General features: G+C 70.7%; 22 protein-coding genes and 2 pseudogenes. 11 read left to right on the top strand and 13 right to left on the bottom strand.

The window, feature by feature from the left end:
- Positions 1–12: 12 nt before the first annotated feature.
- Entirely contained in the window at positions 13–372 is a 360-nt protein-coding gene (locus ACFV9J_RS01085) for an NADH-quinone oxidoreductase subunit A (protein ID WP_003974383.1), read from the bottom strand.
- A 765-nt stretch (positions 373–1,137) separates the two neighbouring features.
- On the opposite strand from ACFV9J_RS01085, the gene ACFV9J_RS01080 reads away from it, so the two are divergent.
- Positions 1,138–1,971, top strand: coding sequence for a C40 family peptidase (locus ACFV9J_RS01080; RefSeq protein ID WP_385347986.1), 834 nt, complete (start codon positions 1,138–1,140; stop codon positions 1,969–1,971).
- A gap of 133 nt (positions 1,972–2,104) precedes the next feature.
- Positions 2,105–2,731, top strand: a complete 627-nt coding sequence (gene def / locus ACFV9J_RS01075; RefSeq protein ID WP_385347983.1) for a peptide deformylase — start codon at positions 2,105–2,107, stop codon at positions 2,729–2,731.
- Positions 2,732–2,737: 6 nt separating this feature from the next.
- On the opposite strand, the gene ACFV9J_RS01070 is transcribed toward def, so the two are convergent.
- Positions 2,738–4,030, bottom strand: a complete 1,293-nt coding sequence (locus ACFV9J_RS01070) for a geranylgeranyl reductase family protein (RefSeq protein WP_003974386.1) — start codon at positions 4,028–4,030, stop codon at positions 2,738–2,740.
- Positions 4,031–4,127: 97 nt separating this feature from the next.
- On the opposite strand from ACFV9J_RS01070, the gene ACFV9J_RS01065 reads away from it, so the two are divergent.
- Together ACFV9J_RS01065 and ACFV9J_RS01060 are read left to right on the top strand one after the other, a co-directional pair.
- Complete coding sequence (locus ACFV9J_RS01065) at positions 4,128–4,691, top strand: GNAT family N-acetyltransferase (RefSeq protein ID WP_385347979.1); 564 nt, start codon at positions 4,128–4,130, stop codon at positions 4,689–4,691.
- Positions 4,692–4,749: 58 nt separating this feature from the next.
- Positions 4,750–5,067 (top strand): annotated as a pseudogene (locus ACFV9J_RS01060) (PASTA domain-containing protein); the annotation flags it as partial.
- Between the two features lie 59 nt (positions 5,068–5,126).
- On the opposite strand, the gene ACFV9J_RS01055 reads toward ACFV9J_RS01060, so the two are convergent.
- The 4 genes from ACFV9J_RS01055 to ACFV9J_RS01040 are packed head-to-tail and all read right to left on the bottom strand — an operon-like array spanning position 5,127 to position 9,626.
- Positions 5,127–5,822, bottom strand: a complete 696-nt coding sequence (locus tag ACFV9J_RS01055) for a demethylmenaquinone methyltransferase (protein ID WP_385347976.1) — start codon at positions 5,820–5,822, stop codon at positions 5,127–5,129.
- A gap of 43 nt (positions 5,823–5,865) precedes the next feature.
- Positions 5,866–6,972: an acyltransferase gene (locus ACFV9J_RS01050; protein WP_385347974.1), complete on the bottom strand. Its 1,107-nt coding sequence runs from the start codon at positions 6,970–6,972 to the stop codon at positions 5,866–5,868.
- The gene (locus ACFV9J_RS01045; RefSeq protein WP_385347972.1) at positions 6,972–9,206 is read right to left on the bottom strand and encodes a bifunctional polysaccharide deacetylase/glycosyltransferase family 2 protein; all 2,235 of its coding nucleotides are present in this window, start codon (positions 9,204–9,206) and stop codon (positions 6,972–6,974) included. The genes ACFV9J_RS01050 and ACFV9J_RS01045 overlap by 1 nt, the downstream gene beginning before the upstream one ends.
- A gap of 18 nt (positions 9,207–9,224) precedes the next feature.
- Positions 9,225–9,626 carry a hypothetical protein gene (locus ACFV9J_RS01040; protein ID WP_385347969.1) on the bottom strand — a complete coding sequence of 134 codons (402 nt, stop codon included), beginning with the start codon at positions 9,624–9,626 and terminating at the stop codon, positions 9,225–9,227.
- A gap of 193 nt (positions 9,627–9,819) precedes the next feature.
- Between ACFV9J_RS01040 and ACFV9J_RS01035 the strand changes: the two genes are divergently transcribed.
- The gene (locus ACFV9J_RS01035) at positions 9,820–10,860 is read left to right on the top strand and encodes a chitinase (RefSeq protein WP_385347967.1); all 1,041 of its coding nucleotides are present in this window, start codon (positions 9,820–9,822) and stop codon (positions 10,858–10,860) included.
- Positions 10,861–10,899: 39 nt separating this feature from the next.
- Here the strand turns inward: ACFV9J_RS01035 and ACFV9J_RS01030 are convergent, their stop codons facing one another.
- The 4 genes from ACFV9J_RS01030 to ACFV9J_RS01015 all read right to left on the bottom strand — a co-directional run bounded on the left by ACFV9J_RS01030 (position 10,900) and on the right by ACFV9J_RS01015 (position 16,608).
- Positions 10,900–11,499, bottom strand: coding sequence for a hypothetical protein (locus tag ACFV9J_RS01030; RefSeq protein ID WP_385347964.1), 600 nt, complete (start codon positions 11,497–11,499; stop codon positions 10,900–10,902).
- A 7-nt stretch (positions 11,500–11,506) separates the two neighbouring features.
- The gene (gene mqnC / locus ACFV9J_RS01025) at positions 11,507–12,706 is read right to left on the bottom strand and encodes a cyclic dehypoxanthinyl futalosine synthase (protein ID WP_385347961.1); all 1,200 of its coding nucleotides are present in this window, start codon (positions 12,704–12,706) and stop codon (positions 11,507–11,509) included.
- Positions 12,707–12,784: 78 nt separating this feature from the next.
- Entirely contained in the window at positions 12,785–13,564 is a 780-nt protein-coding gene (locus ACFV9J_RS01020) for a prepilin peptidase (protein ID WP_385347958.1), read from the bottom strand.
- Positions 13,561–16,608 (bottom strand): BTAD domain-containing putative transcriptional regulator, encoded by a 3,048-nt coding sequence (locus tag ACFV9J_RS01015; RefSeq protein WP_385347955.1) that lies wholly within the window; start codon positions 16,606–16,608, stop codon positions 13,561–13,563. Before ACFV9J_RS01015 ends, ACFV9J_RS01020 begins: the two co-directional genes overlap by 4 nt.
- Before the next feature lie 283 nt (positions 16,609–16,891).
- Here ACFV9J_RS01015 and ACFV9J_RS01010 point away from each other — a divergent pair, with 283 nt between their 5' ends.
- Together ACFV9J_RS01010 and ACFV9J_RS01005 are read left to right on the top strand one after the other, a co-directional pair.
- Entirely contained in the window at positions 16,892–17,557 is a 666-nt protein-coding gene (locus ACFV9J_RS01010) for a hypothetical protein (RefSeq protein ID WP_385347952.1), read from the top strand.
- Positions 17,554–18,660 (top strand): hypothetical protein, encoded by a 1,107-nt coding sequence (locus tag ACFV9J_RS01005; protein ID WP_385347949.1) that lies wholly within the window; start codon positions 17,554–17,556, stop codon positions 18,658–18,660. The genes ACFV9J_RS01010 and ACFV9J_RS01005 overlap by 4 nt, the downstream gene beginning before the upstream one ends.
- Here ACFV9J_RS01005 and ACFV9J_RS01000 read toward each other — a convergent pair.
- From ACFV9J_RS01000 to ACFV9J_RS00990, 3 genes and pseudogenes are all read right to left on the bottom strand, one after another.
- The gene (locus tag ACFV9J_RS01000) at positions 18,650–18,895 is read right to left on the bottom strand and encodes a hypothetical protein (RefSeq protein WP_385347947.1); all 246 of its coding nucleotides are present in this window, start codon (positions 18,893–18,895) and stop codon (positions 18,650–18,652) included. The two genes, ACFV9J_RS01005 and ACFV9J_RS01000, sit on opposite strands and share 11 nt — an antisense overlap.
- Positions 18,895–19,809 carry a hypothetical protein gene (locus ACFV9J_RS00995; RefSeq protein ID WP_385347944.1) on the bottom strand — a complete coding sequence of 305 codons (915 nt, stop codon included), beginning with the start codon at positions 19,807–19,809 and terminating at the stop codon, positions 18,895–18,897. Before ACFV9J_RS00995 ends, ACFV9J_RS01000 begins: the two co-directional genes overlap by 1 nt.
- Positions 19,810–19,842: 33 nt before the next feature.
- Positions 19,843–20,183 (bottom strand): annotated as a pseudogene (locus ACFV9J_RS00990) (ATP-binding protein).
- Positions 20,184–20,235: 52 nt separating this feature from the next.
- On the opposite strand from ACFV9J_RS00990, the gene ACFV9J_RS00985 reads away from it, so the two are divergent.
- The 4 genes from ACFV9J_RS00985 (at position 20,236) to ACFV9J_RS00970 (ending at position 23,852) form a co-directional block, all read left to right on the top strand.
- Positions 20,236–21,129 carry a Scr1 family TA system antitoxin-like transcriptional regulator gene (locus ACFV9J_RS00985; protein WP_385348852.1) on the top strand — a complete coding sequence of 298 codons (894 nt, stop codon included), beginning with the start codon at positions 20,236–20,238 and terminating at the stop codon, positions 21,127–21,129.
- 78 nt (positions 21,130–21,207) lie between these two features.
- Positions 21,208–22,788: a putative T7SS-secreted protein gene (locus tag ACFV9J_RS00980; RefSeq protein ID WP_385347941.1), complete on the top strand. Its 1,581-nt coding sequence runs from the start codon at positions 21,208–21,210 to the stop codon at positions 22,786–22,788.
- A 25-nt stretch (positions 22,789–22,813) separates the two neighbouring features.
- Positions 22,814–23,209 (top strand): hypothetical protein, encoded by a 396-nt coding sequence (locus tag ACFV9J_RS00975; protein ID WP_385347938.1) that lies wholly within the window; start codon positions 22,814–22,816, stop codon positions 23,207–23,209.
- Positions 23,210–23,246: 37 nt separating this feature from the next.
- Complete coding sequence (locus ACFV9J_RS00970) at positions 23,247–23,852, top strand: hypothetical protein (protein WP_385347936.1); 606 nt, start codon at positions 23,247–23,249, stop codon at positions 23,850–23,852.

The raw sequence follows: 23,852 nt of genomic DNA, 5'->3' as shown, positions 1-23,852 counted from the left end.
GTCAAAGGCCCCTCAGTCCCATTCCAGGCCGCCGCGCCGCCATACGTACGCGTACGCGACGAAGACGGTGAGCACGAAGAGCAGCATCTCCACGAGCCCGAAAATCCCCAGGGCGTCGAAGGTGACGGCCCAGGGGTAGAGGAAGACGATCTCGATATCGAAGATGATGAAGAGCATCGCCGTCAGGTAGTACTTGATGGGGAAGCGCCCGCCGCCGGCCGGCGTGGGGGTCGGCTCGATGCCGCACTCGTAGGCCTCGAGCTTCGCCCGGTTGTACCGCTTCGGACCGATCAGCGTGGCCATCACCACGGAGAAGATCGCAAAGCCTGCCCCGAGGGCTCCCAGTACGAGGATGGGCGCATACGCGTTCACCGCTCCTCGCTCCTCTCAGTCGGCACTGACTGCTGGCGGTTGCACTGGACTCACAGCCGCCCCAACAGCCCCACGAGCCCCGCCCGTCCCGACGAAGATCGCGAACATGTGAAGCAGGTCACAAGCCCAACTGCCTCGCATCCTATGCCCGACGCTCTGTGATCTGCGACACGGGGTATTGCACAAGCTTTGTGATCTCCACCACCTGACGAACGATCATGAAGTCGGATGAGCGGTGATCTTCACACAAGAAGCGTTCACCTGATCACCAGAGGTGACATTTTCGCTCGTCGTCGCTGGCCAGAGAGCCCGAGCGGAGTGCGTCTCAATATCAAGATGGTTCCCTTGCATGCAAATTGGCGCTGGACGGGAGCCCTTGATAGAGGAGGCGTTCACACGTCAGGGGGAGCGCCGGGGGCGATGTGGACACGTGCACGCGTTCACGAGCGCGTGCGGGCGACGCGGCCGGCGCCTCGCACGCGACGGACGCGTGCGCCGGGGTAACCGTTCCGTGACCTGCGCCACATTCATGAGAGGCGTCTGAGAACCGGGCTTGGCCAAGTGTCCCAACAAGTGGTAAGCGCGGGGCAATTCGGGCGTAACGATCAAAGACCGTGATCACAGGCCGGTTACAGCCCGTCCGCAATGTCCGTTACGGCGTCAATAAAGAGCGACACGCCCGGGATTCGGTGGCCCGATTGAACAACTGTGGCGCAGCACACGTTTCTTGAAGGTATGGAGGAGCTACTGATACCGGTTGTCCCTATGTCCCACACCGCTCACATACGCAGCCACCGGAAGCCCCGCCGCAGCGCGTCGACGATCGCGATGCGGACCGGAGTTGCCGGTGGCGTCCTCAGCACCCTGGCAGTGGCCGGTGCGTCGGGGGCGGCCCACGCGGCCGAACCCGTGACACAGACCCTCGAACTGCCCACCCTGACGGCCGACCTGGCCGCTCAGGTCGCCCAGTCCGCGGACGTCACGCAGCAGGCGGCCGCGAGCTACCAGCTGCAGGCCGAGCGTGACGCGGCGGCCGCCAAGGCCGCCAAGCAGGCCAAGACGGACCTCGCCGAGGCCAAGAAGAAGGCCGAGGAGGCCAAGAAGAAGGCCGAGGAGGCCGCGCGCAAGGAGGCCGCCGAGCGCGCCTCGCGCGCCGCCGAGCGCACCACCCTGAGCGCTTCCTCGGACACCGGTTCCTCGACCGGCACCGACACCGGCAGCAGCACCGGCTCGTCCACGGCGACCGGTTCGGCCGCCGCCGTCGTCTCCTTCGTGCAGGCCCAGGTCGGCAAGGCGTACGTCTCCGGCGCCACCGGCCCGTCCGCCTACGACTGCTCCGGTCTCGTGCAGGCCGCCTTCAAGCAGGTCGGCATCAGCCTGCCCCGCGTCTCCCAGGCGCAGTCGACGGCCGGCACCCAGGTCGGGCTGGACAACCTCCAGCCGGGCGACATCCTCTACTGGGGCGGCGCGGGCAGCGCGTACCACGTGGGCGTCTACGTCGGCGGCGGCATGTTCGTCGGCGCGCAGAACTCCTCCACGGGCGTCGTGGAGAAGCCGCTCTCCTACGACCCGCCGAGCGGCGCGGTGCGCGTGCTGTAAGCCGCGCACCCACCCGTACACGCGCGACAGGGCCGCAGCCGCTCGGGGGCTGCGGCCCTGCGTCCTCTCCTGGCATGCTCGGCGCGCGGGCCGGTTCCCACCGGCCCGTCCACGAGCCGAAGGAGAGAACGTCATGCCGAGTGTCTTCGTCCAGGGGCGGCCCACCGCCTCCTACCCCCCGTTCGCGCCCGAGGCACGGCGCGGAGCGGTGCGGCGCGTCACCGAGGTCGGCGAGGAGGTGCTGCACCGGCCGTGCCGGGACGTCACCGAGTTCGGGCCCGACCTCGCCGCGCTGATCGACGACATGTTCCGCACGATGTACGTCGCGGAGGGGGCCGGACTGGCGGCCAATCAGGTCGGGGCCGACCTGCGCCTGTTCGTCTACGACTGCCCGGACGACGACGGTGTCCGACATGTCGGGCACATCGTCAATCCGGTGCTGGAAGCCCTCGACCCGGCCGCGCGCCGGCTGCTCGACGAGGGCGAGGGGTGCCTGTCCGTGCCGGGCGCCGTCATGGCCGTACCGCGGCCCGACCGGGCCGTCGTGCGCGGCCTGGACAAGGACGGCGCGCCGCTCCTCGTCGAGGGCACCGGCTACTTCGCGCGCTGCCTCGCCCACGAGACCGACCACGTGAACGGGCACGTCTACCTGGACCGGCTCTCCGGCCGGGAGCGGAAGGCGGCGCTGCGGCAGTCGGCGGACCGGCGCGAGGAGGTCTTCGCGCGCCGGGCCGCCAACGCCGCGGCCTTCACCGCCTGACCGGCCTCACGCCTTCGGCGCGACCTTGCTCAGTCCGTTGATGATGCGGTCCATCGCGTCGCCGCCCGTCGGGTCCGTCAGGTTGGCGAGCATCTTCAGGGTGAACTTCATCAGGATCGGGTGGGTGAGGCCGCGCTGGGTCGCGATCTGCATGACCTTCGGGTTGCCGATGAGCTTCACGAAGGCGCGGCCCAGGTTGTAGTAGCCGCCGTAGGTGTCCTTCAGGACGCGCGGGTAGCGCTGCAGGGCGATCTCGCGCTGGGCCGGCGTCGCCCGCGCGTGGGCCTGGACGACGACGTCGGCGGCGATCTGGCCGGACTCCATGGCGTAGGCGATGCCTTCGCCGTTGAAGGGGTTCACCAGGCCGCCGGCGTCGCCGACGAGGAGCAGGCCCTTGGTGTAGTGGGGCTGGCGGTTGAAGGCCATGGGCAGCGCGGCGCCGCGGATCGGGCCGGTCATGTTGTCCGGGGTGTAGCCCCAGTCCTCGGGCATGGACGCGCACCAGGCCTTGAGGATCTCGCGCCAGTCGAGTTCCTTGAAGGCGGCGGAGGTGTTCAGGACGCCCAGGCCGACGTTGGAGGTGCCGTCGCCCATGCCGAAGACCCAGCCGTAGCCGGGCAGCAGGCGGTCCTGCGGGCCGCGCCGGTCCCAGAGTTCCAGCCAGGACTCCAGGTAGTCGTCGTCGTGGCGGGGCGAGGTGAAGTAGGTGCGGACGGCGACGCCCATGGGGCGGTCCTCGCGGCGGTGCAGGCCCATCGCCAGGGACAGCCGGGTGGAGTTGCCGTCGGCGGCCACGACCAGCGGCGCGTGGAAGGTGACCTCGCGCTTGTCCTCGCCCAGCTTGGCGTGCACGCCGGTGATGCGGCCGGTGCGGTCGTCCACGATCGGCGCGCCCACGTTGCAGCGCTCGTACAGCCGGGCGCCTGCCTTCTGGGCCTGCCGGGCGAGCTGCTCGTCGAAGTCGTCGCGCTTGCGGACGAGTCCGTAGTCGGGGAAGGAGGCGAGATCCGGCCAGTCCAGCTGGAGGCGCGAGCCGCCGCCGATGATGCGCAGGCCCTTGTTGCGCAGCCAGCCGGCCTCCTCGGAGATGTCGATGCCCATGGCGACGAGTTGCTTGACCGCGCGCGGGGTGAGGCCGTCGCCGCAGACCTTCTCCCTGGGAAAGGCGGTCTTCTCGAGGAGCAGGACGTCCAGTCCCGACCTGGCCAGGTGGTACGCGGTCGTGGAGCCGGCCGGCCCCGCGCCCACGACGATGACGTCGGCGGTGTTCTCGGAGAGCGGCTCGGTCTCGACGGTCACGGCGGGATCTCCCCAAGTTCGGAATCTGCGTGCCGACCGGCACTGGTCATGGGCAGTCTATTCAGCGTCACCGACCACCCGGCTGAAGGGCTGCCCAGTGAAGCGACCTCTCCCCGTTGTACGGTTGCGCGTCCCCACCGACGAGGACGCCGTCGCCTGGCACCGGATCTTCGACGATCCGGACGTCATGGAGTTCCACGGCGGGAGGGCGGCGGAGCTGTCCGTCTACGAGGAGCTGACCGCCCGCCAGCGCCGGCACGACGCCGAGCACGGCTTCTGCCTGTGGACCGTGGTGGACGAGTCCGGGCGGGTCATGGGGTTCACCGGCGCCCAGCCGTGGCCGGGGGACTGGGGCCCCAAGGGCGAGATCGAGATCGGCTGGCGGCTCGGCCGGGCGCACTGGGGCAGGGGGTACGTCACGGCGGCCGCGCGGCAGACGCTGGAGCGGGTCCGCGGTGCCGGTGTGGCGGAAGTGGTCGCGATGGTCAACGCGCGCAACGCCCGGTCCATCGCGGTCACGGAGCGGCTGGGCATGCGGCTCGCCGAGGTCTTCACGATCCCGTCCTCCGAGCAGCGGGGGCACTGCTACCGCCTCGACCTGCACCAGCAGCGGAACCCCGACATGACTCAGGGTAACCGGGTGTCACAGTCAGCCACTTGACGCTTCCGGGCGGTGCGCGGCGGCGCTACCCTGCCGGGTACCGCTGGGGGTGACGTCCGTGCGACCGGTATCCGAGAAGCCCGATGTCCGCGTACCGCGCCTGGTCGGCCTCATGGCCGTGGACGCGTACGAGACCGCCCACGTCCAGGGCCTGTCCCTGTACGCGCCGGACCGGCCCGATCTCCGGACCGCCGTCGTCGACCACGTCGTACGCCAGTACCCGCGGCCCGGCGCTCAGGTGCCGCGCGAGTCCGTGGTGTACGTGTGGTTCGACTTCGGCGAGGGTGAGGGCGGCGGGGGCATCCGCGAGCCGCGCGTGCCGCGTCCTCCGCCGGGCGGGCCCCGCCGGGAGCTGGCGGAGCCGGGGGCACCGCCGCCGGGGCCGGGAGGACCACCGTCGGAGCCGGGGGGAACCGCCGTCCTGCTGCGCCGCGCTCAGCTCGTCTTGAAGCCGCGGTGCAGCGTCACCACGCCGCCCGTCAGGTTGCGCCACGCCACCCTGGACCAGCCGGCCTCGCCCAGCCGCGCGGCGAGCGCCGGCTGGTCGGGCCAGGCCCGGATGGACTCGGCGAGGTAGACGTACGCGTCGGGGTTGGACGACACCGCGCGGGCCACCGGCGGCAGGGCGCGCATCAGGTACTCGGTGTAGACGGTGCGGAACGGCGCCCAGGTCGGGTGCGAGAACTCGCAGATGACGACCCGGCCGCCGGGCCGCGTCACCCGGTACATCTCGCGCAGCGCGGCGTCCGTGTCCTGGACGTTGCGCAGCCCGAAGGAGATGGTGACGGCGTCGAAGACGTCGTCCTTGAACGGCAGCCGCGTCGCGTCGCCCGCGGTGAACGGCAGCCAGGAGTGCCGTTCCTTGCCGACCTGGAGCATGCCCTGGGAGAAGTCGCAGGGGACGACGTAGGCGCCGGTGCGGGCGAAGGGGAGGGACGAGGTCGCCGTACCGGCCGCCAGGTCCAGGACCTTCTGCGCCGGGCGGGCGTCGACGGCTTGGGCGACCGCCTTGCGCCACGCCCGGTCCTGGCCGAGCGAGAGCACGGCGTTCGTCAGGTCGTACCGTTCCGCGACGTGGTCGAACATCGAGGCGACTTCGTGCGGCTGCTTGTTCAGGGAAGCGCGGGTCACGGGCCCATTGTTGCAGCACCGGCCCCCGCCGCCGCCGACGGGCTCACGGCAGCAGACGCGGCCGCTTCCGCGCGGCGACGTCCTCCACCCACCCGAACAGCAGCACGAACACCGCGATCAGGACCCAGCCCACCCCGAGCAGGAACCACTGGCTCTCCAGCGGCAGGTACGCCTCGAAGGCGGGCACGTCCCAGCACCGGTCGATCAGCGGCACGGCCAGGACGAGGGCCAGCTCGTGCCAGAGGTAGACGGTCACCGCGCGGGCGTTGAACACCGTGACCAGCCGGTCCAGCCGCCGCAGCCGGACCAGCCCCGAGAAGTCGACCCCGAGCCGCGCCTTGGAGTACATCAGCAGCGTCACGAACCCGGCCGACCAGAAGGCCTGCGCGAGCGGGACGTCGTCGAGGTCGTAGGTGCCGTACTCGGCCCGGTGCGCGAAGGCGTACCAGGCGCCGCAGGCGAGGGCCGCGAGCGACAGGACGACGACCGCGGCCGGCTTCACCCGTCCCAGCACGCCGTCGCGGTGCGCGAAGCCGAGGATCCAGCAGAAGAGGTACGTGGCGAGGTCGAGCAGCCCGGTACCGAAGCGGTTCTCGGGCGGCTGCCAGAGGAACTGGAACGCCACGATCGGGGCGAGGGACAGCAGCAGCACCGGCACGGGCGCGAGCCGGAAGACCCGCAGCAGCAGCGGGGAGAGCAGGACGAACCACAGGTACGTCCTGAGGTACCAGAGGATCTCCCAGGCCTGCTCGCCCCACGCGCTGCCCGGCGGGTCGCCGAGCGGCACGACCCAGTAGACGATCTGCCACCCCGGCATCCAGCCGCGCGCCAGCATCGCGCCCACCACGAACAGGCCCCAGCACCAGAACGGCGGCAGCAGACGGCGCAGCCGGTTCCTGAGCACCGTGGCGGCGGGACGCCGCAGCGAGCGGGCCATCAGGGTGCCGCCCAGGCCGAACATGATCCCCATGGACGGGAAGACCAGCCCGGCCCAGGGCCAGCCGAAGGCGTGGTACGCGACGACCCGGACGAGGGCGAGGGCACGCAGGGTGTCGAAGTAGCGGTCCCGCGCCGCCGGGGCGGCACCCTCCTCACCCCGCACGGCGCGTACGGGGCCCGGCAGGGCGGCGCCCCTGCTGTGCGCCCCCATCAGCCGGTCCCCGCCGGCGTCCCCACCTCGCCGGTCCGTTTCAGCTTCTGCCAGCGCAGCCGCCCGCCGGTCAGGGCGGTGACACAGGAGTGGATGAGGACGAGGTACATCATCTGCCGGTACGCCAGCTGCTGGAGCGGCATCATCAGCAGGTACCGGTACTTCTCCCCATCGAGCCGGAAGGCGTACGCCGCGCACACCAGCTGCACGCCCAGCACCGCGAGCCACGCGAGGAGCGCCGCGCGGAAGTCGACGAACAGCATCGAGTACACCGTGAACACGTCGATGAGCGGGGCGAAGACCGGCGTGACCACCTGGAAGAGCACCACCAGCGGCATCCCGACCCGCCCGAATCGGCCCGAGGGACCCTTGTCCGTCAGGGACCGGCGGTGCTTCCACAGCGCCTGCATCGTGCCGTACGACCAGCGGTAGCGCTGCAACCAGAGCTGGCCGAGCGACCCCGGCGCCTCCGTCCAGGCGCGGGCGTGCTCCTCGTAGACCACCCGCCGGCCCGCGCGGTGCAGGGCGATGGTGATGTCGGTGTCCTCGGCGAGGGTGTCGTCGCTCATGCCGCCCACCTGGAGGACCGCCTCGCGCCGGAACGCGCCGATCGCGCCGGGGATGGTCGGCATGCAGCGCAGCAGGTCGTACATGCGCCGGTCGAGGTTGAAGCCCATCACGTACTCGATGTGCTGCCAGGCGCCGATGAGGGTGCGCCGGTTGCCGACCTTGGCGTTGCCCGCGACCGCGCCGACGGAGGGGGCGGCGAAGGGCTGCACCAGGTGCCGTACGGTGTCGGGCTCGAAGACGGTGTCGCCGTCCATCATCACGACGATGTCGTACCGGGCGTGCCGGACGCCGTTGTTGAGGGCGGCGGGCTTGCCCGCGTTGGCCTGCCGCACGACCCGGACGCCCGGCAGCCCCAGGGACTCGGCGATCTCGGCCGTGCCGTCCGTCGAGCCGTCGTCCACGACGATGATCTCGATCGGGTGCGTACTGCGCGCCAGCGATCTCAGGGTCGCCTCGATGCACTCCTTCTCGTTGTACGCCGGGACGATCACGCTCACCGGGCCGGTGACCGGCGGGCCCCAGCTGAAGCGGCGTCTGTTGCGCTGCCGGTGATGGCGGCGGGCCAGGACGAGCATCATCGCGAACCGGCCCATCACGGCCACGCCCACGATCACGAGCCCGACCGACAGCGCCGGGACCGTCCACTCGGCGACGGCGACGGCGGCGACGAGCGCCTTGCCCTCGTAGAGGGTCGCGCCGGTGGCCTCGTGGTGGGCGGCCTGGAGGCCCTGCTCGCCGGCGGGACCGGCGCCGGTGGGCTGCTGATCGGCCATGACACCGCTGACCGTGGTGAAGGTGTAGCCCTTCGCCCGCATCTTCTCGATGTACTTCGGCAGCGCCTCGATCGTCTGCGACCGCTCGCCACCGGCGTCGTGGAAGAGGACGGAGGCCCCCTCGTCGTCCTCGGGCGTGGCCCACTCGACGATCTTCGAGACGCCGGGCCGTTTCCAGTCGTCGCTGTCGGTGTCGACGAAGACGCTGGTGTAGCCGTCCGCGCCGAGGCTCTCGTAGACGGGCCAGCTGTAGTTGTCGATGGCGTCCGTCTGGGAGGAGTACGGCGCCCGGAACAGCGTGGTGGTGATGCCGGCCGCGCCCGCCAGGGCGAGCTGGGTCTGCTCGATCTCGCGGCTGACGCGGGCCTGGCTCTGGTAGGAGAGGTCGACGTGGGTGAAGGTGTGGACGCCCACCTCGTTGCCCTGCTCGACCAGGTCCCGCACGATCCCCGGGTGGCGCGAGACCATCGAGCCGACCAGGAAGAACGTGCCGGGCACGTCGTACTTCTCCAGGATGTCCAGCACCTGGGGCGTCCAGGTGGGGTCGGGGCCGTCGTCGAAGGTCAGCACGATCGTCTTGTCCGGGACGGAGACGGTGGTGGCCTGTCCGCCGGGGAAGGACAGGATCGGCCCGCCGTCGAGCACGTCGTCGGGGACGTCACTCGCCGAGGCCCCGGTGCGTACGCGCTGGTCGCCGCCGACCTCCGCGCGCAGATAGCCGTCGAGGAGCATCACGCAGGTCAGCGCGAGCAGGAGGAGCAGGGCGAGGAGGACGCGCGGGCGTTGCAGTGCGGCGGCCCGGCCGGCGGCCCGTTCCATCCGGGAGGGGGCGCGGCGGCGGCCCCGCGCGGGCGGGGTGGGGGGTGTGGTGGGCGTGGTGGGTGTGGTCATGAGGGTGAGGGCGTCCGGTCAGTTGGTGGTGGCGGCGGTGCTGGGGACCGTGCTGGGCGAGACGGAGGGCGCGGGGCTCGGCGGAACGCCCGTGGGCGCGACGCCGCCGCCCTGCGGACGCGTACCGCCGCCGGGACCCGGGCCGCCCTCCGGGCCCCCTTCCGGGCCGCCACCACCGCCGACGCCGAAGGGCAGCAGCGAGGACGGGTTGACCGAGATGCCGACGCCCATGAAGGCCAGGCCCAGGACGGCCGTGTAGCCGACGCACACGGCTCCCACCAGCAGACCCAGCCGGCGCAGCAGCCGGGCCCGGCGTCCGGTGCTGTCGACGAACACGGGCCCGTCGGCGGGCGCGGTGCCGCGTTTGCGACGACGACCGCGCGTGGCGGCTCGGGAGGCGGTGACAGGCTCGGATCGCATGCCCCGGACGTTAGGGAGCCTTGTCTGTCGCGAACTGGCAGTTCCTTGAGAGGTCCCGGTGAAAAGCGGCCGTTCCTGTCCGTTTCCTGGCAGACGGCACCGAACGGCGCTCTTTCCTCAGCGAAGACCCAGGAACGCGTGCCACCTTCACTGGTCCGACGACGACATTGGACGAGAACGGGAGAGTGCGCCCATGAGGGTTCACCGGACCGCGGCAGCCGGGTGCGCCCTGTTGTTCGCCCTGGCCACCGCGGGCTGCGCCGGACAGGACGACGGCACCACCGACGCGGCCCCCGCATCGCCGTCGGCATCGCCGTCGGCATCGCCGTCGGCATCGTCCGGGCCGACCACCGCATACGCCCCCTACGTCAGTGCCACCACCGCGGCCGCCACCGACACGGCGGGCTCCCCCACGACGTACAACCTGGCGTTCGTCATCTCGTCCGGCGTCTCGTCCGGCGACGGCTGCGTCCCCCGCTGGAACGGCGTCCAGGACATCGACGACGCCTCCGTCGCCTCCCGTGTCGAGAAGCTGAGGGAGTCCGGCGCCGCCGTCCGCGTCTCCTTCGGCGGCGCCTCCGGCACGGAGCTGGCGGCGGCCTGCGACAGCGCCTCCGCACTGGCGGCGGCGTACGGCACCGCCCTGGACGCCGCCGGTTCGACGCGGGCGGACTTCGACATCGAGGGCGACGCGCTGACCGACGCCGGCTCCGTCGCCCTGCGCTCGGAGGCGATCGCGCTGCTCCAGGAGCAACGGGACGGCCTGGAGGTCTCCTTCACCCTCCCGGTGATGCCCACGGGCCTGGACACCGACGGCCTGGCGCTGCTGGCGTCGGCCAACGACCACGGCGTACAGGTCTCCGCGGTCAACCTCATGACCATGAACTACGGCGAGTCGTACACCGCCGACATGGGCGACTACGCGCTCGCCTCGGCGAAGGCCGCGCACACCCAGCTGAGGAAGGTCTTCGGCACGTCCGACGCGGACGCCTGGCGGGGCATGGCGCTCACCTCGATGCTCGGCGTCAACGACGTCGCCGGTGAGACGTTCACCCTCGCGGACGCCGCCGAGGTCCGCGCCTTCGCCGAGGAGAAGGGCATCGCCTGGGTGTCGATGTGGGCGGCGTTCCGGGACGTGCAATGCGCCGAGGGCGCGTCGGCCACCGACGCGCTCACCACGTGCAGCGGCGTGGAGCAGAAGGACGGGGCGTTCGGGACGGCGTTCGGCGCGTAGGCCGGGCACGTCGCGGACGAGCCCCGCCGGACCGCGCGGTCAGCGCGCCCGGTACACCAGACGGCCGCCCACGACGGTGGCCACGCACGTGGACGCGCCCTCCCGCACGAGCGCGGCCCGGTCGGGTACGTCGAACACCGCGAACCGGGCGGGCTTCCCGGCAGCGAGCCCGGGCAGCAGCACCAGCGGCACCGGCGAGAGGGACGCGGGCCCGGGCAGGGTGGCCGGTCGCCCCGCCAGGGCGAGCCCCGCCCCGCGCACCGCGTCCAGGGCCGCACGGCCTCGCAGCTCTCCGGCGACGGCGACCGTGCCGTGCGCCAGCATGCGTTGTACCCCTCGGCGCGCGCTGGCGCCGCGCGCGGACGCGTCCGCACCGAGGAGGGCGAGCGCGCGCTGCCCGAAGACCGGCTCGGTGCCCAGCCGGTCCGCTTCGCGCGGGTCGGGGTGGTACGCCTGCTCCAGCAGTTCCGGGCCGTACGGGTTGAGCAGTCCGGGCGTCAGGATGCCGGGCCACCGGCGCACCCGTGCCCGCGGGTGGCCGGCGGCCAGCGCCTCGTACGGGCCGACGGCGGCGAGCTGCGCACCGTCGACCACCACGGCCGTCTCGGGCGAGGCTTCGGCGACGTGAATCGTCAGCACGGCGGCCTCAGTTGGAGGCGAGCAGCTTCAGCTCGGGGTGCGCCGTGCCGCCCTCGATCGCCGTGGAGGAGATGTGCGAGACGACGCGCTCGTCGACGGGGTCGTTCGCCGGGTCGTCGTGCACGACGAGGTGCTCGTACGTGGTGGCCCGCTGCGCCGGGACCCGCCCCGCCTTGCGGATCAGGTCGATGATCTCCAGCCGGTTGGACCGGTGCTTGGCCCCGGCGGAGGAGACGACGTTCTCCTCCAGCATGATCGAGCCGAGGTCGTCCGCGCCGTAGTGCAGGGAGAGCTGGCCGACCTCCTTGCCGGTGGTCAGCCAGGAGCCCTGGATGTGGGCGACGTTGTCCATGAACAGCCGGGCGATGGCGATCATCCGCAGGTACTCGAAGAGCGTGGCCTGCGTGCGGCCCTTCAGGTGGTTGTTCTCGGGCTGGTAGGTGTACGGGATGAAGGCGCGGAAGCCGCCGGTGCGGTCCTGCACGTCCCGGATCATCCGCAGGTGCTCGATGCGCTCGGCGTTGGTCTCGCCGGTGCCCATCAGCATCGTGGACGTCGACTCGACGCCCAGCCCGTGCGCGATCTCCATGATCTCCAGCCAGCGCTCGCCGGACTCCTTCAGCGGCGCGATGGCCTTGCGCGGCCGCTCGGGCAGCAGCTCCGCACCGGCACCGGCGAAGGAGTCGAGTCCGGCGGCGTGGATACGGGTGACGGCCTCCTCGACCGACACCTTCGAGATCCGCGCCATGTGCTCGACCTCGCTCGCCCCCAGGCTGTGGATGACGAGCTGCGGGAACTCCTTCTTGATGGCGGCGAAGTGCTCCTCGTAGTACTCGACGCCGTAGTCCGGGTGGTGGCCGCCCTGGAACATGATCTGCGTGCCGCCCAGCTCGACCGTCTCCGCGCAGCGGCGCAGGATGTCGTCGAGGTCGCGGCTCCAGCCCTTCTTGGTGTCCTTGGGGGCCGCGTAGAAGGCGCAGAACTTGCACGCCGTGACGCACACGTTCGTGTAGTTGATGTTGCGCTCGATGATGTACGTCGCGATGTGCTCCGTACCCGCGTACCGGCGCCTGCGTACGGCGTCGGCGGCGGCGCCCAGCGCGTGCAGCGGGGCGTCGCGGTAGAGGACGAGCGCCTCTTCGGGGGTGATCCGCCCACCGGCGGCGGCGCGGTCGAGGATGGGCTGAAGGTCGGCCTTCTCGGTCACCGGCGTCCCTTTCGCAAGGTTCGTAAGGGTTGTGGACGGACGCGACCAGCGTACGCCAGCCCTTCGGCGCACTCGTGCTCAGGCCGCGTAGGCCCCGGCCAGGACGCCGAGGAAGGCGCCCGCGATGAGGAAGGGCCCGAAGGGGATGGCCGTCTTGCGGTGCGCACGCCGGGCGACTAGGAGGGCGCCGCCGTACAGCGCCCCGAGCAGGAACCCGGCGAAGGTGCCCAGCATCAGGGTGGGCCAGCCGTACCAGCCGAGGACGGCACCGGCCGTGAGGGCGAGCTTGACGTCGCCGAAGCCCATGCCGGACGGGTTGATGAGGAACAGCACGAGGTAACCGGCGCCGAGGGCGAGGGCGCCCAGCAGGGCGGTCGTCCACTCCCCCGCGTGCTCGGGCACGAGCGCGGTGAGGCCCAGCAGCACCAGCGCGGCCCCGGCCAGCGGCAGGGTGAGCGGGTCGGGCAGCCGCCGTACCCTCAGGTCGACGACGGCCAGCAGCACGCCGACCGGGGCGAGCAGCAGCCAGACGGCGACCTCGGGCCGGGTCCCGGTGGCGGCGGCGAGCGCGGCGCAGACGAGGGCGGTGGCGACGGCGAGGGACGCGGTGCGCGGGCCGTAGGACGCCTGGTCGGCCGGGCACTGCCCGCACCGGGCCCGGCCGAGCCAGCCGGGTACGGGGTGCCCGTCCGGGCACCGCTCGCGCCAGGCCTCCCCGGACGGGGCGGAGAACCGGTAGGCCGCGCGGGGCAGCAACGCGCCCGTCGCCGCGCCCCACAGCGCGGCGACGAGGACGACCACGAGATCGATGTCGACGGCGCTGTCCAGCGCGGTATCGACGGCGGTGTTGATGCTCATCCGGCGGCGGCGACGCCCTCGCGCCAGGTCGGCAGCAGCTCGTCGAGCAGCGCCTCGGTGCGCGGCGGCACTCCGCGGGCCCCGCTGCGGGCGACGAGGTCGGCGGCGAGGGCGCGCAGCCGGCCGGGGTCCCCGGTGGTGTGCGTGGCGCGCAGCAGCTCGTGCCACAGGCGTTCGTCGGCGGGGGCGGTGCGCAGCGCCGCGGTCAGCGCCTCGATGGCCTTCTCCGCGCGGTTCTTCTCCAGGTGGAACTCGGAGAGCGCCAGCCCGGTGTCGGCGACGAGCAGCGGGAGCTGGGCGTCGACGATCTCGTGGGTGAGCCAGCGGTAGCGGCCCTCGGGCCGGTCGGCGAGCAGCGGCCCGCGCACCAGCACCAGCGCGTCGGTGAGCAGCCGCCCGCGCACCTGGCGGCTGCCGACGCCCCGGCCCTGCGTGGCCTCGTAGTAGAGGGAGCGCAGGACGTCGAGGTCGGAGACGACGGACTTGGCGAGGGTGAGCCGGCCGGTGGCGTCGGTGCCGAGCCGAGGGGTGCCGTCCGGGTCGGAGCCGAGCCAGGCCCGCAGCCGCTCCAGCAGCGCGTCGCGCACGTCCGCCGTCACGCCGCGCGGCCACAGCGCGGAGGACAGCACCCGCGGGTGGACGCCCTCGCGGTGCAGCAGGAGCAGCGCCAGCGCCTCGTGCAGCAGGGCGCTGCGCTCACCGTCGGGCGTGTCCAGGCCGATGATCTCGTACGACCCGACGAGGCGGGCGTACACCGCGGGCCGCCCCTGCTCGCTGATGTCGACGAGGAACGGCGGGGCGTTGGGCGGCCGGCCGGGCCCGCCCTCGGGATCGGAGCCGGGGCCGGGGCCGGAGCCGGAGCCGGGATCGGCGTCGGTGAACAGCTCGACGACGGCACGCCGCTGGGCGGCCGGCAGCATCTGGGCGTCCAGTTCGAGCCCGAGCAGCGGCGCGAGCAGGCGGCCCTCGCCGGTGATCTCCATCTCCCAGGCGGCACCGGGCAGGTCGGTGCCCTCGGTGCCGACGAGGTAGCCGATGCCGAGCCGACCGGCGTCGGCGGCGAGTTCGGCGAGCCTGAGCGCGTCGTCGTCGGAGGGCTGGGCGGCCAGCAGGACGAGGTGCGGGGCCCAGCGCGTGTGCTGCGCGGGCCCGGTGCGGCCGGTGAGCACGGAGTCGTGCCCGGCGGCACCGAGCGCGCCGCGCCGCTGACGGGTCTCGGCGGACATGGTCTCGAAGAGGTCCTCGAACCCGTCGAGATGGCGGATCCGGTTGGGCGCGAGGGGCGTGAGATCGTCCCCGAACCCGACCAGGGTGATGGTCATACGGTCCGACCAGCCGTTGGTGGCCAGTTCGGCGGCGACCGACGCGAACACGGCGGCCCGGTCGGCCTCGGTGCCGCCGAGCGAGACGATGCCGGGCACGGCCTCCAGGTTGAGCAGCAGCCGGGAGTCGTCCATGGTGCCGAGACTGACGAGCCCGGGATACGGCGCGGCCGTCTCGGCCTCCTCGTACCCCTCGGCGCCGGCGCGGGCCAGCATCCAGAAGGTCTGGTCCTGCCCCTGCTGCCACGGGGCGGGCGGCTTCCCGGCCGGCTGGGCGAGCTGGAGGTGCAGATCGCCGTTGCCGCTCATCCAGGCGGCGTAGACGACGGGCAGCGGGCGGGACTCGGCGGTGAGGGAGGCGGCCAGCCCGCGCAGCGACCGGTCGAGCAGGCGTACGCCCTCGGGGTCGGCGCCGACGAGCAGCGCGTCCTGCACGTCCTGGGCGTCGCCGGTCGGCGTGGGCGGCTCCATGCCGCGCCGTCCGCCGACCGCGCCGAGCGCCGACTGCCACATCGCCTGCCGGCGCCGTCGCCCGAGGGCACCGAGGAGACCGGCGGCGAGCAGCGGCGAAGCGAGCAGCGCCTCGGGCAGCCCGAAGGAGTCCCCGGCCTGTCCGGCGGCGGGGGTGGCGTGCTCCTGACCCGTGCCGGGGACGGGAGTGGCGGGAGTGGCGGGTGTGACGGGCGTGACGGGATTGGCGGGGTTGGCGGGGTTGGCGGGCGTGGGCGCGGGCCGCTGCTCGGGCAGGGAGACCTGGGCGTCGCCACCGCCACTCCCCTGGGCGTGGTCCCCGGTCCGGGCGTAGTCGCCGATCTGCTGCTGCACCTGCTCGGAGACGTTCGGCGCCTCGTCGGGCAACTCGACCAGCTCGCCGCCACGGGCGTCGCCGGGCATCTCCATGATCCAGCCCGGCCGGATGAGTGAGGCCTCCGACAGCCGGGACCCGTCGGGCTGCACCCGGTCCTTGTTGAGCTCGAAGATCTCCTTGTACCGCCGCCCGTCACCGAGGTGCCGTTCGGCCACCTCCCAGAGGGAGTCGTGGTGACGCCCCTCGGGCGGCTGGATCCGGTAGTACTTCGTGTCGCCGTGCGCTGCGGAGGAGCCGCGGTCGGCGCGGGCGGCGTCCTGGCCCGCCTGTCCCGCCTGCTCGGCCAGGGCGTTGGCGGTGGCGGCCGCCTGTTCCTGCTGCTGGGCGAAGATCCCCGGCGTCTGCTGGGCGGCGGCGACGGACGGCCTCTGGTTCCCCTCCAGGCTCTGCCCCAGCTGCGACAGCCCCGGCGTGAGGCTCGCCGCGGTGGCGCCGACGAGGAGCAGGGCGGCGACCAGCTGCCGGGCGAGCAACTGACTGGGCCCCGACCCCGGCACCCGCCCCGGTACCCCGACGCCGGACAGCGCGGCCTTGACCTCGACGAGCACACAGGCGGTGAACTGCGCCCAGGCGAGCCAGACGATGACGGTGAGGATGTGCAGGAAGGTCTGCACGGTGATCTCGCGCTGCAGCCAGTCGAGGCTCGGCGCACCACCCGGGAACGGCCATCCCGCGGTCACGGCCAGCGCCAACGGCACCCCGACCACCAGCCCCGCCAGCACGACAAAGGCAAGGAACGCCTTGACGAAGTCCCCGAACGACCGCCGCCGCACCCGCACGGGCTGCGGCGTGCGGTTTCTCGGTGCCGAGGGAGCCGTCGAGCTTGACGAGCTGGTGGTGCGGCGTCGCGGCATGGGCCAAGTCCTGGGTCGTGGTCGTGGGCGGCAAAAGCCGCGGGGGCGTCCGGCAAGAGGGGTGTGCTGAGCCTACCGAGATCCTATGGACTCCCACCGGGGGCGGCGAAGGGGCGAGGGAGTCCCGCATCACAACGTCCGCCCCCTTCACGCCGTTTGCCCGCTTCTGCGAGCACGCCCTTCACACTCCGCACACAATCCCCGAAAACCGGTCAGAGGCCGCGCACGCACCCCTGATAGCTTCGTTTCCTGCCGCACACGCCGTATCCCGGGGGGAACACCAGTGGCCCGCAGCGCCCTCACCATGACCGCCGCCACCTTCGCCGCAACGGCGACCCTGCTCCTGACCGCCTGCGGTGGAGACGGCGACGACGCGTCCCCGGACGACATCAAGGGGGCGGAGACGGGGGCGAGCAGCTCTTCTCCGTCGGCCTCGGCGGCGGGCACGGCCGACGTGGACCGGCCGGACGTGAGCCTGCCCGAGGATCTGAAGCTGGTCTTCGACTTCGAGAGGCCGTCGGACGCGGAGCAGGCCGCAGCCCTGGAGGACGCCGCGAACTACATCCGCGCCCTGGACCACGGCATCGCGCAGCAGGATCCGAACGACCCTGCGTATCAGTTCTACTCGACCGGCGGCGCCGAGAAATACGCGAAGTCCCAGATCGAGGCGTGGGTCAAGGACGGCTGGACGGTCACCGGAGACGACCGGTACTTCAACGCCAGTATCGACCCCGTGGGTGAGGGCAAGTCGGTGCTCGTCAGCTTCTGCCGCAACCAGGCGAAGTTCTACAGCAAGAAGGTCAAGACCGGGAAGGTCAACTACACCGAGGAGAACCTGGACAGCTACCAGAAGTTCAGCCTGCTGATGAGCCCCTCCGAGGCGTCGGCGGCGGTGTGGCAGGCGCGGCAGATCGAGGTGCAGGGACGGGTGAAGGAGTGCAAGGGATGACCGCGCGTCGCCGCCTCTACTGGTCGTCCGCAGCTCTGTCGATCGCCATGATCGGAGGCCTGGCCCCGGCGGCCCATGCCAACGGCACCCCCGGCAACACCACGACGCCTCCAGCCGACGAGAGCCCCAAGGGCGACGCGAACGGCCGCACCCTGCTGTCGTCGGTCTCCCAGTCCAGGATTCAGCTCACCTACCCCGACGGCCGGACCGGCAGCGGCTCCATGGAGGAGCTGACCTCCGTCGACCCCGACTGGGAACCGCCCGTCTGCTGGTACGAGCCGGTGTTCACTCCCGAACAGCTCAAGTCCGCGGTCGCGGACCTGAAGAAGAACGGCGGCCTGGGTGCCGTGAACGCCCATGAGTTCTGGACCTCGGGCATCTTCGTGGATCACTACGAGGAGGGCGAGGAGCAGGACAACTTCGACATCAACTCGTCGAAGAACACCATGGCCAAGGGCTACAAGGACTACAACGTGGGCAAGGACGGGATGTTCTGGCGCAGCGTGGTCCGCAAGGGGCACGAGCACGACACCAAGGCATGGGACTGCGGCCGCGTCATGTTCTGGCAGGACGCCGGCACGATCCCGGACGACGAACACGCCCCCACTCCCGAGACGCTCGCCGCCTACGCGTACGACCAGATCGACGTACCGAAGACGGAGGTCGAGCTGAGGCCGCAGACGAAGTCCACGGTGAACCTGCCCACCTGGGTCTGGCTCGACAAGGGCACCTTCAAGGAGGTCAAGGTCCGCGCCGAGCTGCCGGGCACCGGGCTGTGGGCGGAGACGACCGCGAAGCCCGTCGCCCTCCACCTGGAACCCGGCACGGCCGACGCCGAGACCTTCCCCGCCTCCGGCGACTGCGAGATCAACGCCGACGGCTCCATCGGTACGCCGTACACGAAGGGCAAGGCCGACCAGACCCCGCCCTGCGGTATCCGCTACCTCCGCGCGTCGAACGGCGAGCCGTACCAGCTGAATGCCTCGCTCACCTGGGAGATCTCCTGGGAGGGCACCGACGGCGCCCAGGGCGACCTGCCGGACGGCACCTTCGAGACGACCCAGGACATGGAAGTCCAGGAGATCCAGTCCATCAACCGCTGAACAGTTCCTCGGCCCGCTCCACGGTCAGCGCACGCCGCGCCCAGACTTCGAGCTGGTCGAGGTTCCAGCAGTCGAGCACGCGCTCTCGCAGGACGGAGCACACCGGAACGCCTCGCCATTCGAGAATACGGAGCGTCATCCTGGCGCGCTCCTCGATCCGACCCTCCACCCGGCCTTCCTCACGCACCTGCAACGCCACGGGGTTGTCGAAGAAGTAGCGGATCTCCCTGGGCATCAGCTGCCCCCACCGCTGAACAGATCCTCCGCCCGCGTGACATGAACGGCCCGCTGGGACCAGACCTTGAGCTGGTTCAGATCGGTGCAGGCAAGCACCCGCTCCCGCACTGCGCCACTCACCGGGACACCGCGCCACTCCAGAATCTCCAGCGTGATCTCGGAGCGGTCCTCGGCTCGCCCTTCCTCACGCCCCTCGACACGGCCCTCCACCCGGCCTTCCTCACGGACCTTCTCGGCCACCGGGTTGTTGAAGAAGTAGCGGATCTCCGACATCAGGTCCCTCCAGAGGTCCTTGGCCCGGGGATCGCCCAGGCACGATTCGATGAGCTGTCCGAAGACCGCCGCACTGTCACCGTCGACGGTCCGCAGAGCGCAAGCCAGCGGTTCCAGTATGGCGGCGGCCTCGGCACCACGCCCGTGTGTCATGGCCGACAGGACGGCCAGCGGAACGTCCCTCTCGGCCTCTCGCTCATTCGCAATCACCGGCACGTTGTCCGGACCGATCACCAGTGGCCGCACGGTCATCGAGTCCCAGCCGGGCAGCCCCCGCCGGATGGGCTGTGCCGCCCAGCGCGCCGTCGCACTGTTCTGCGTGATCACGACGAGCACCGGCTCGCACCGGTACTTCTCGTACAGATACGAGAGGTAATAGGGCCAGCTGCCGCGCTTCCTCTCGTCCTTCTTCCCCTGCGCCTCGACGACGAGGAGGTAGGCCCCTTCGGCCGTCTCCACCCGCATCAGCGTGTCCACGCGCCGTTCGACGGGCTCAATCTCCGTGACGTCGGCATTCAGAACCGCGAAGTCACGCGGCTCCGGGAACGGAACGTGCAAGACCTTCTGAAACGCCCGCGTCAGCAGCGCCGGGTCCTTCTGAAAGACCCAGTGCAGCGCTTCGTGCGTCGAGCCGACCATCAGCTCTCCCTCCTGTACGACGCGATCAACGAGCTATGCCGCGACGAGGTCACACCACACGTACTGCCCCGCTTCCCGCCCCTGGCCAGCGGCTGCCGCCCCCACAGGTCCGCACACGCCCGCACGAGCGCGAGGCCCCGGGTCGGCGTCCCAGGCCCCGACCCGCAGCGCGGCGGACCCCTTCGTGTGCCGTACGGCGTTGGAGACCAGCTCGGTGGCGAGCAACTCGGCGGTGTCCACGAGGCGGATGAGGCCGTGCATGGTGAGGATGAGCCGGAGGGTGCGGCGGCAGACGGTGACGGCGCGCGGCTCGTTCGGGATGTAGAGGGTGTACTCCCAGGGGCGGCCGGGTCGGCGGGCTCGGTTTCGGGCATGGGGAACTCCGTTGCTCGGAAGGGGGAGGCCGGTGGCATCGCCGCAGCCGTCATGGTCAGGACGGCGCGGCAGGTACGTCTGGGTACGGAACTGCGCAGGTTGCGGGAGGCCGCCGGGCTGAAGGCGCGAGAGGTGGCGGGGCTGATCAGCTCGACTTCGGCCCAGATGAGTCAGGTTGAGGCAGGCTTCGCCGGGGCGAGCGAGGCGCGTGTACGACGGCTGGCCGCTCACTACGCCTGCGCCGACGAAGCCCTGGTCGACGCCATGGTGGCGATGGCCACCGATCGCACTCAGGGCTGGTGGGAGGAGTTCCGTGGAGTCCTGCCACCAGTGTTCCTGGACGTCGCCGAGCTGGAACACCACGCGACGTTCTTGCACGAGGTCATGATCACTCATGTCCCCGGACTGCTGCAGACGCCCGACTACGCACGCGCGGTCTTCGGTTACATGGTCCCGGAGTTGCCGGACAGCGAGCTGAGTCCACGCGTGGAGCATCGCCTCAGACGCCGTGCAGTGATCGAGCGCGACGCTCCAGCAGCCTACGAGACCGTGGTCCACGAAGCCGCGCTCCGCATCCGCGTGGGCGACCGCGGAGTGTCGCGAGCACAGCTGCGCAGGCTCCTGGACGAGTCGGAGAGGGAACACGTCACGGTGCGGGTCATCCCGTTCGACACCGATCACTTCGCCGGCGCCGGCGCCGGCGCCGCCATGATGCACGTGGGTGGGCCCCTCCCTCAGCTGGACACCGTGCTTCGCGACTCTCCCAGCGGCACGGCATTCCTTGACGCCCAGTCCCAACTGGAGCGCTTTCGAACGCCGGAGATTGCAGCCCTGCACACCCGCATAGCCATACGCGACTCGAAGGCGCCCTCCCGGGGCACAGTCACCATCCCGGTCGGATCTTTCGCCGCCCTCATACAGAGCCTCAAGAGGACCACTGTCTGACCGGGACCCCGATCGGGTGCGATAAGTTCAGACGCGCGTTCTACGCGAGGGCATCGCACGGGCACGGGGGAGAACACGGTGTCGCACAGGCCGGCGGACTGGTACGTACTCGACCTGGACAAGGACCCGACGCCGGGCGACCCGGACCGCATTCGCAAACTCGCCGGCACCCTGAACGACTTCGCCGACGACGTGTCCGACGTGCTGCGCGACCTCAAGGGCATCGCCAAGGAGGAGGAGATCCTCTCCTGGGCGGGCAAGACGGCGACGGTGTTCGCCGAGGAGTTCGAGGACGCCCCGAAGAAGCTGCGCAAGCTGAAGAAGTCGTACGGCCTGGCGGGCGACGCGCTGGCCACCTTCTGGCCCGATCTCCAGGATGCCCAGGAGAAGGCCGACAAGGCGCTGCGCGACGGGCGCAAGGCCCGCGAGGAACTCACCACCGCGCAGACGGCGCTGACCGGTGCCGAGGACTGGGTGCGCAGGGCGACCGAGAAGACCGACTCGTACGACCCGGCCAAGAACGCCGGCAAGGACGTCCCCAAGCCCGACGAGGCCGACGTCCGCCGCGCCACGCGTGACGCCCAGCACGCGAAGGCCCGCCAGGCGGCGGCCGAGCGGAACATGGAGAGCGCACAGAGCGCGCTCGACGCGGCCAAGAAGCTCGCCGGCCAGGCGAAGGGGCTGCGCGAGGAGGCCGCCCGCCGGACGGTGGCCAAACTCCGGGAGGCCTCCGACGCCGGTATCCCCAACCGGCACTGGTGGGAGGAGATCGGCGACTGGGTCTCCGACCACTGGGACGAGATCGTCACCATCTGCAAGTGGGTCGTGACGATCGTCGGGATCATCGTGATGATCGTGGGCGGCCCGTTGGGCTGGTTGGTCTTCGCTGCGGCGCTCGTCGTGATGGCGGACACGATAAGAAAAGTCATCAAGGGTGAGGCGGGCTGGGGCGATCTCCTATGGGCCGCCTTGGACTGCATACCCGCCACCAAGGGCTTCACCAGCCTCGCCAAGCTCGGCAAACTGTGGAAGGCGGGCGGGCTGAAAGCTCTTGGTGCCGGCGCCATGGGTGGCATCGGTGGCGGTCTGAAGAACCTCGCCAATGGCGTACGCAACCTGAAAAACGTACGTTTCGCGCTGTTCAGCATGATGGGAAAGAGTCGATGGTGGAAAGCGGACTCTCCCCACGTCGGTCCACCCGGCCGAAGAGCCGACGACGCCCTGCCGTCCGACATGCCCATTTATCACAAACCAGGGGCAACTGCCATCGGATACGATCCGGCAACTCTCCGGAATTTTGACGTCGCGGAGCGACTGCCCGGTTACCAAGACGTCATCATTCACGGCACGACTGATGGCCGGATGGTCGCCGGCCAGGTTAACCGAGCGGGACAGCGAGCAGGCGGACACACCGTTCATCCCAATCATGTCCTGGACACGATCAATCGAATACCGGGCTACAATGGCGAGCCTGTCCGAATGCTCACCTGTCATTCCGGGGCGGCTCAGCCCGAAGTGATCCAGCACATGGCCAACTCTCTGGGGGTCCCCGTCAAGGCCCCGACCAACGCTGTGGGTGTCCCGTCCTTTGGAGACGGTCCCTTCACCCCGCAAATCAAGGACAACGGGTCATGGCTCACCTTCCTGCCCATGGCGTGAGCCGCGGCGAACATATGGAGCTCACATGATTAACCCGGTAGGTTTTTTTTCAGAACTCAGCCCTGGATGGGGACTCCCTGAGAGCGGTTCGATCAGAGAGGCGGTAAGACCTTCCGGCGAGGCAGATGAAGCAGGAATCGTCTCTTACCTGCTGAGCGGTACCGAGATCTGGAGTGAAATGAGTGCGGGGCCTGACGTACTGGACGCCGACGGCCCGCTCCTGACCGGTATCGGCTCTCTGTACACCGACGGCGAATGGGTGTGGCGCGGAGACCTTTCGCATTACGTTTCCAAACATCACGTCGCCCTGCCCGATCAATTCGTCACGCGCATCCGGGATGCAAACTACTCGCCATCGAAGGTTCCAGACAACAGGCTCGTCGCGATCGCCACAGAAGATCTCGGCATGACTCTCGACTAAAGCTTTACAGAGCCGACAGAAAGGGAAGGGTAAGTCGATGCCGAGCTTCTCGCTAGCCGTTCCGGATTCCTGGTGGGAATTTGATATGCGCCCGGAGGGGCGTGAGGCCACGGTACGGGCGTTGGTCGATGAACGTGTCCGAGAGACCCCGGAGTTGGCCCCCTATCGCGCCGACCTGACCGCCATGCTCCGGAAGATGGCCAAGGACGCCCACGACTCCGGTGCCCTCTACCTGGGATGCATGGCGGAGAACTTCGACGGCGTGCCGCTCTCCGCGACCGTCACCGTGTCCGTCCTCGGCGCCAAGAACAAGCAGGGTGTCGCCCTGTCCACCGATCCCCGGGCCATCGCCGACAGCCTGCGGACGATCACCGCGCGACGTGAAGGCGACGCCTGGCGGAAGGTGACGACCGTCGACATTCCCGAAGTGGGCCCGGCCGCGCGGACGTACGGCGTGGAGGACGTGCCCGTGGCGCGGGGCGACAGTCGTACCCTGCGTATGGTGCTGACGCAGACGTACATCCCCGTCCCCGGAACCACCGACCAGGTCGTCCTCGTCTCCGGAGCCAGCCCGGTGCTGGATCTCGCCGAGGCGTTCCACGACATCTTCGACGCCGTGACCGGCACGTTCCGTTTCGTCTGA

This window comes from Streptomyces sp. NPDC059906 (assembly GCF_042730645.1).
Lineage (GTDB): Bacteria > Actinomycetota > Actinomycetes > Streptomycetales > Streptomycetaceae > Streptomyces > Streptomyces rubrogriseus.
The sequence above is the reverse complement of the archived record's forward strand: the minus strand, read 5'-3'. Positions and strand labels throughout refer to the sequence as shown.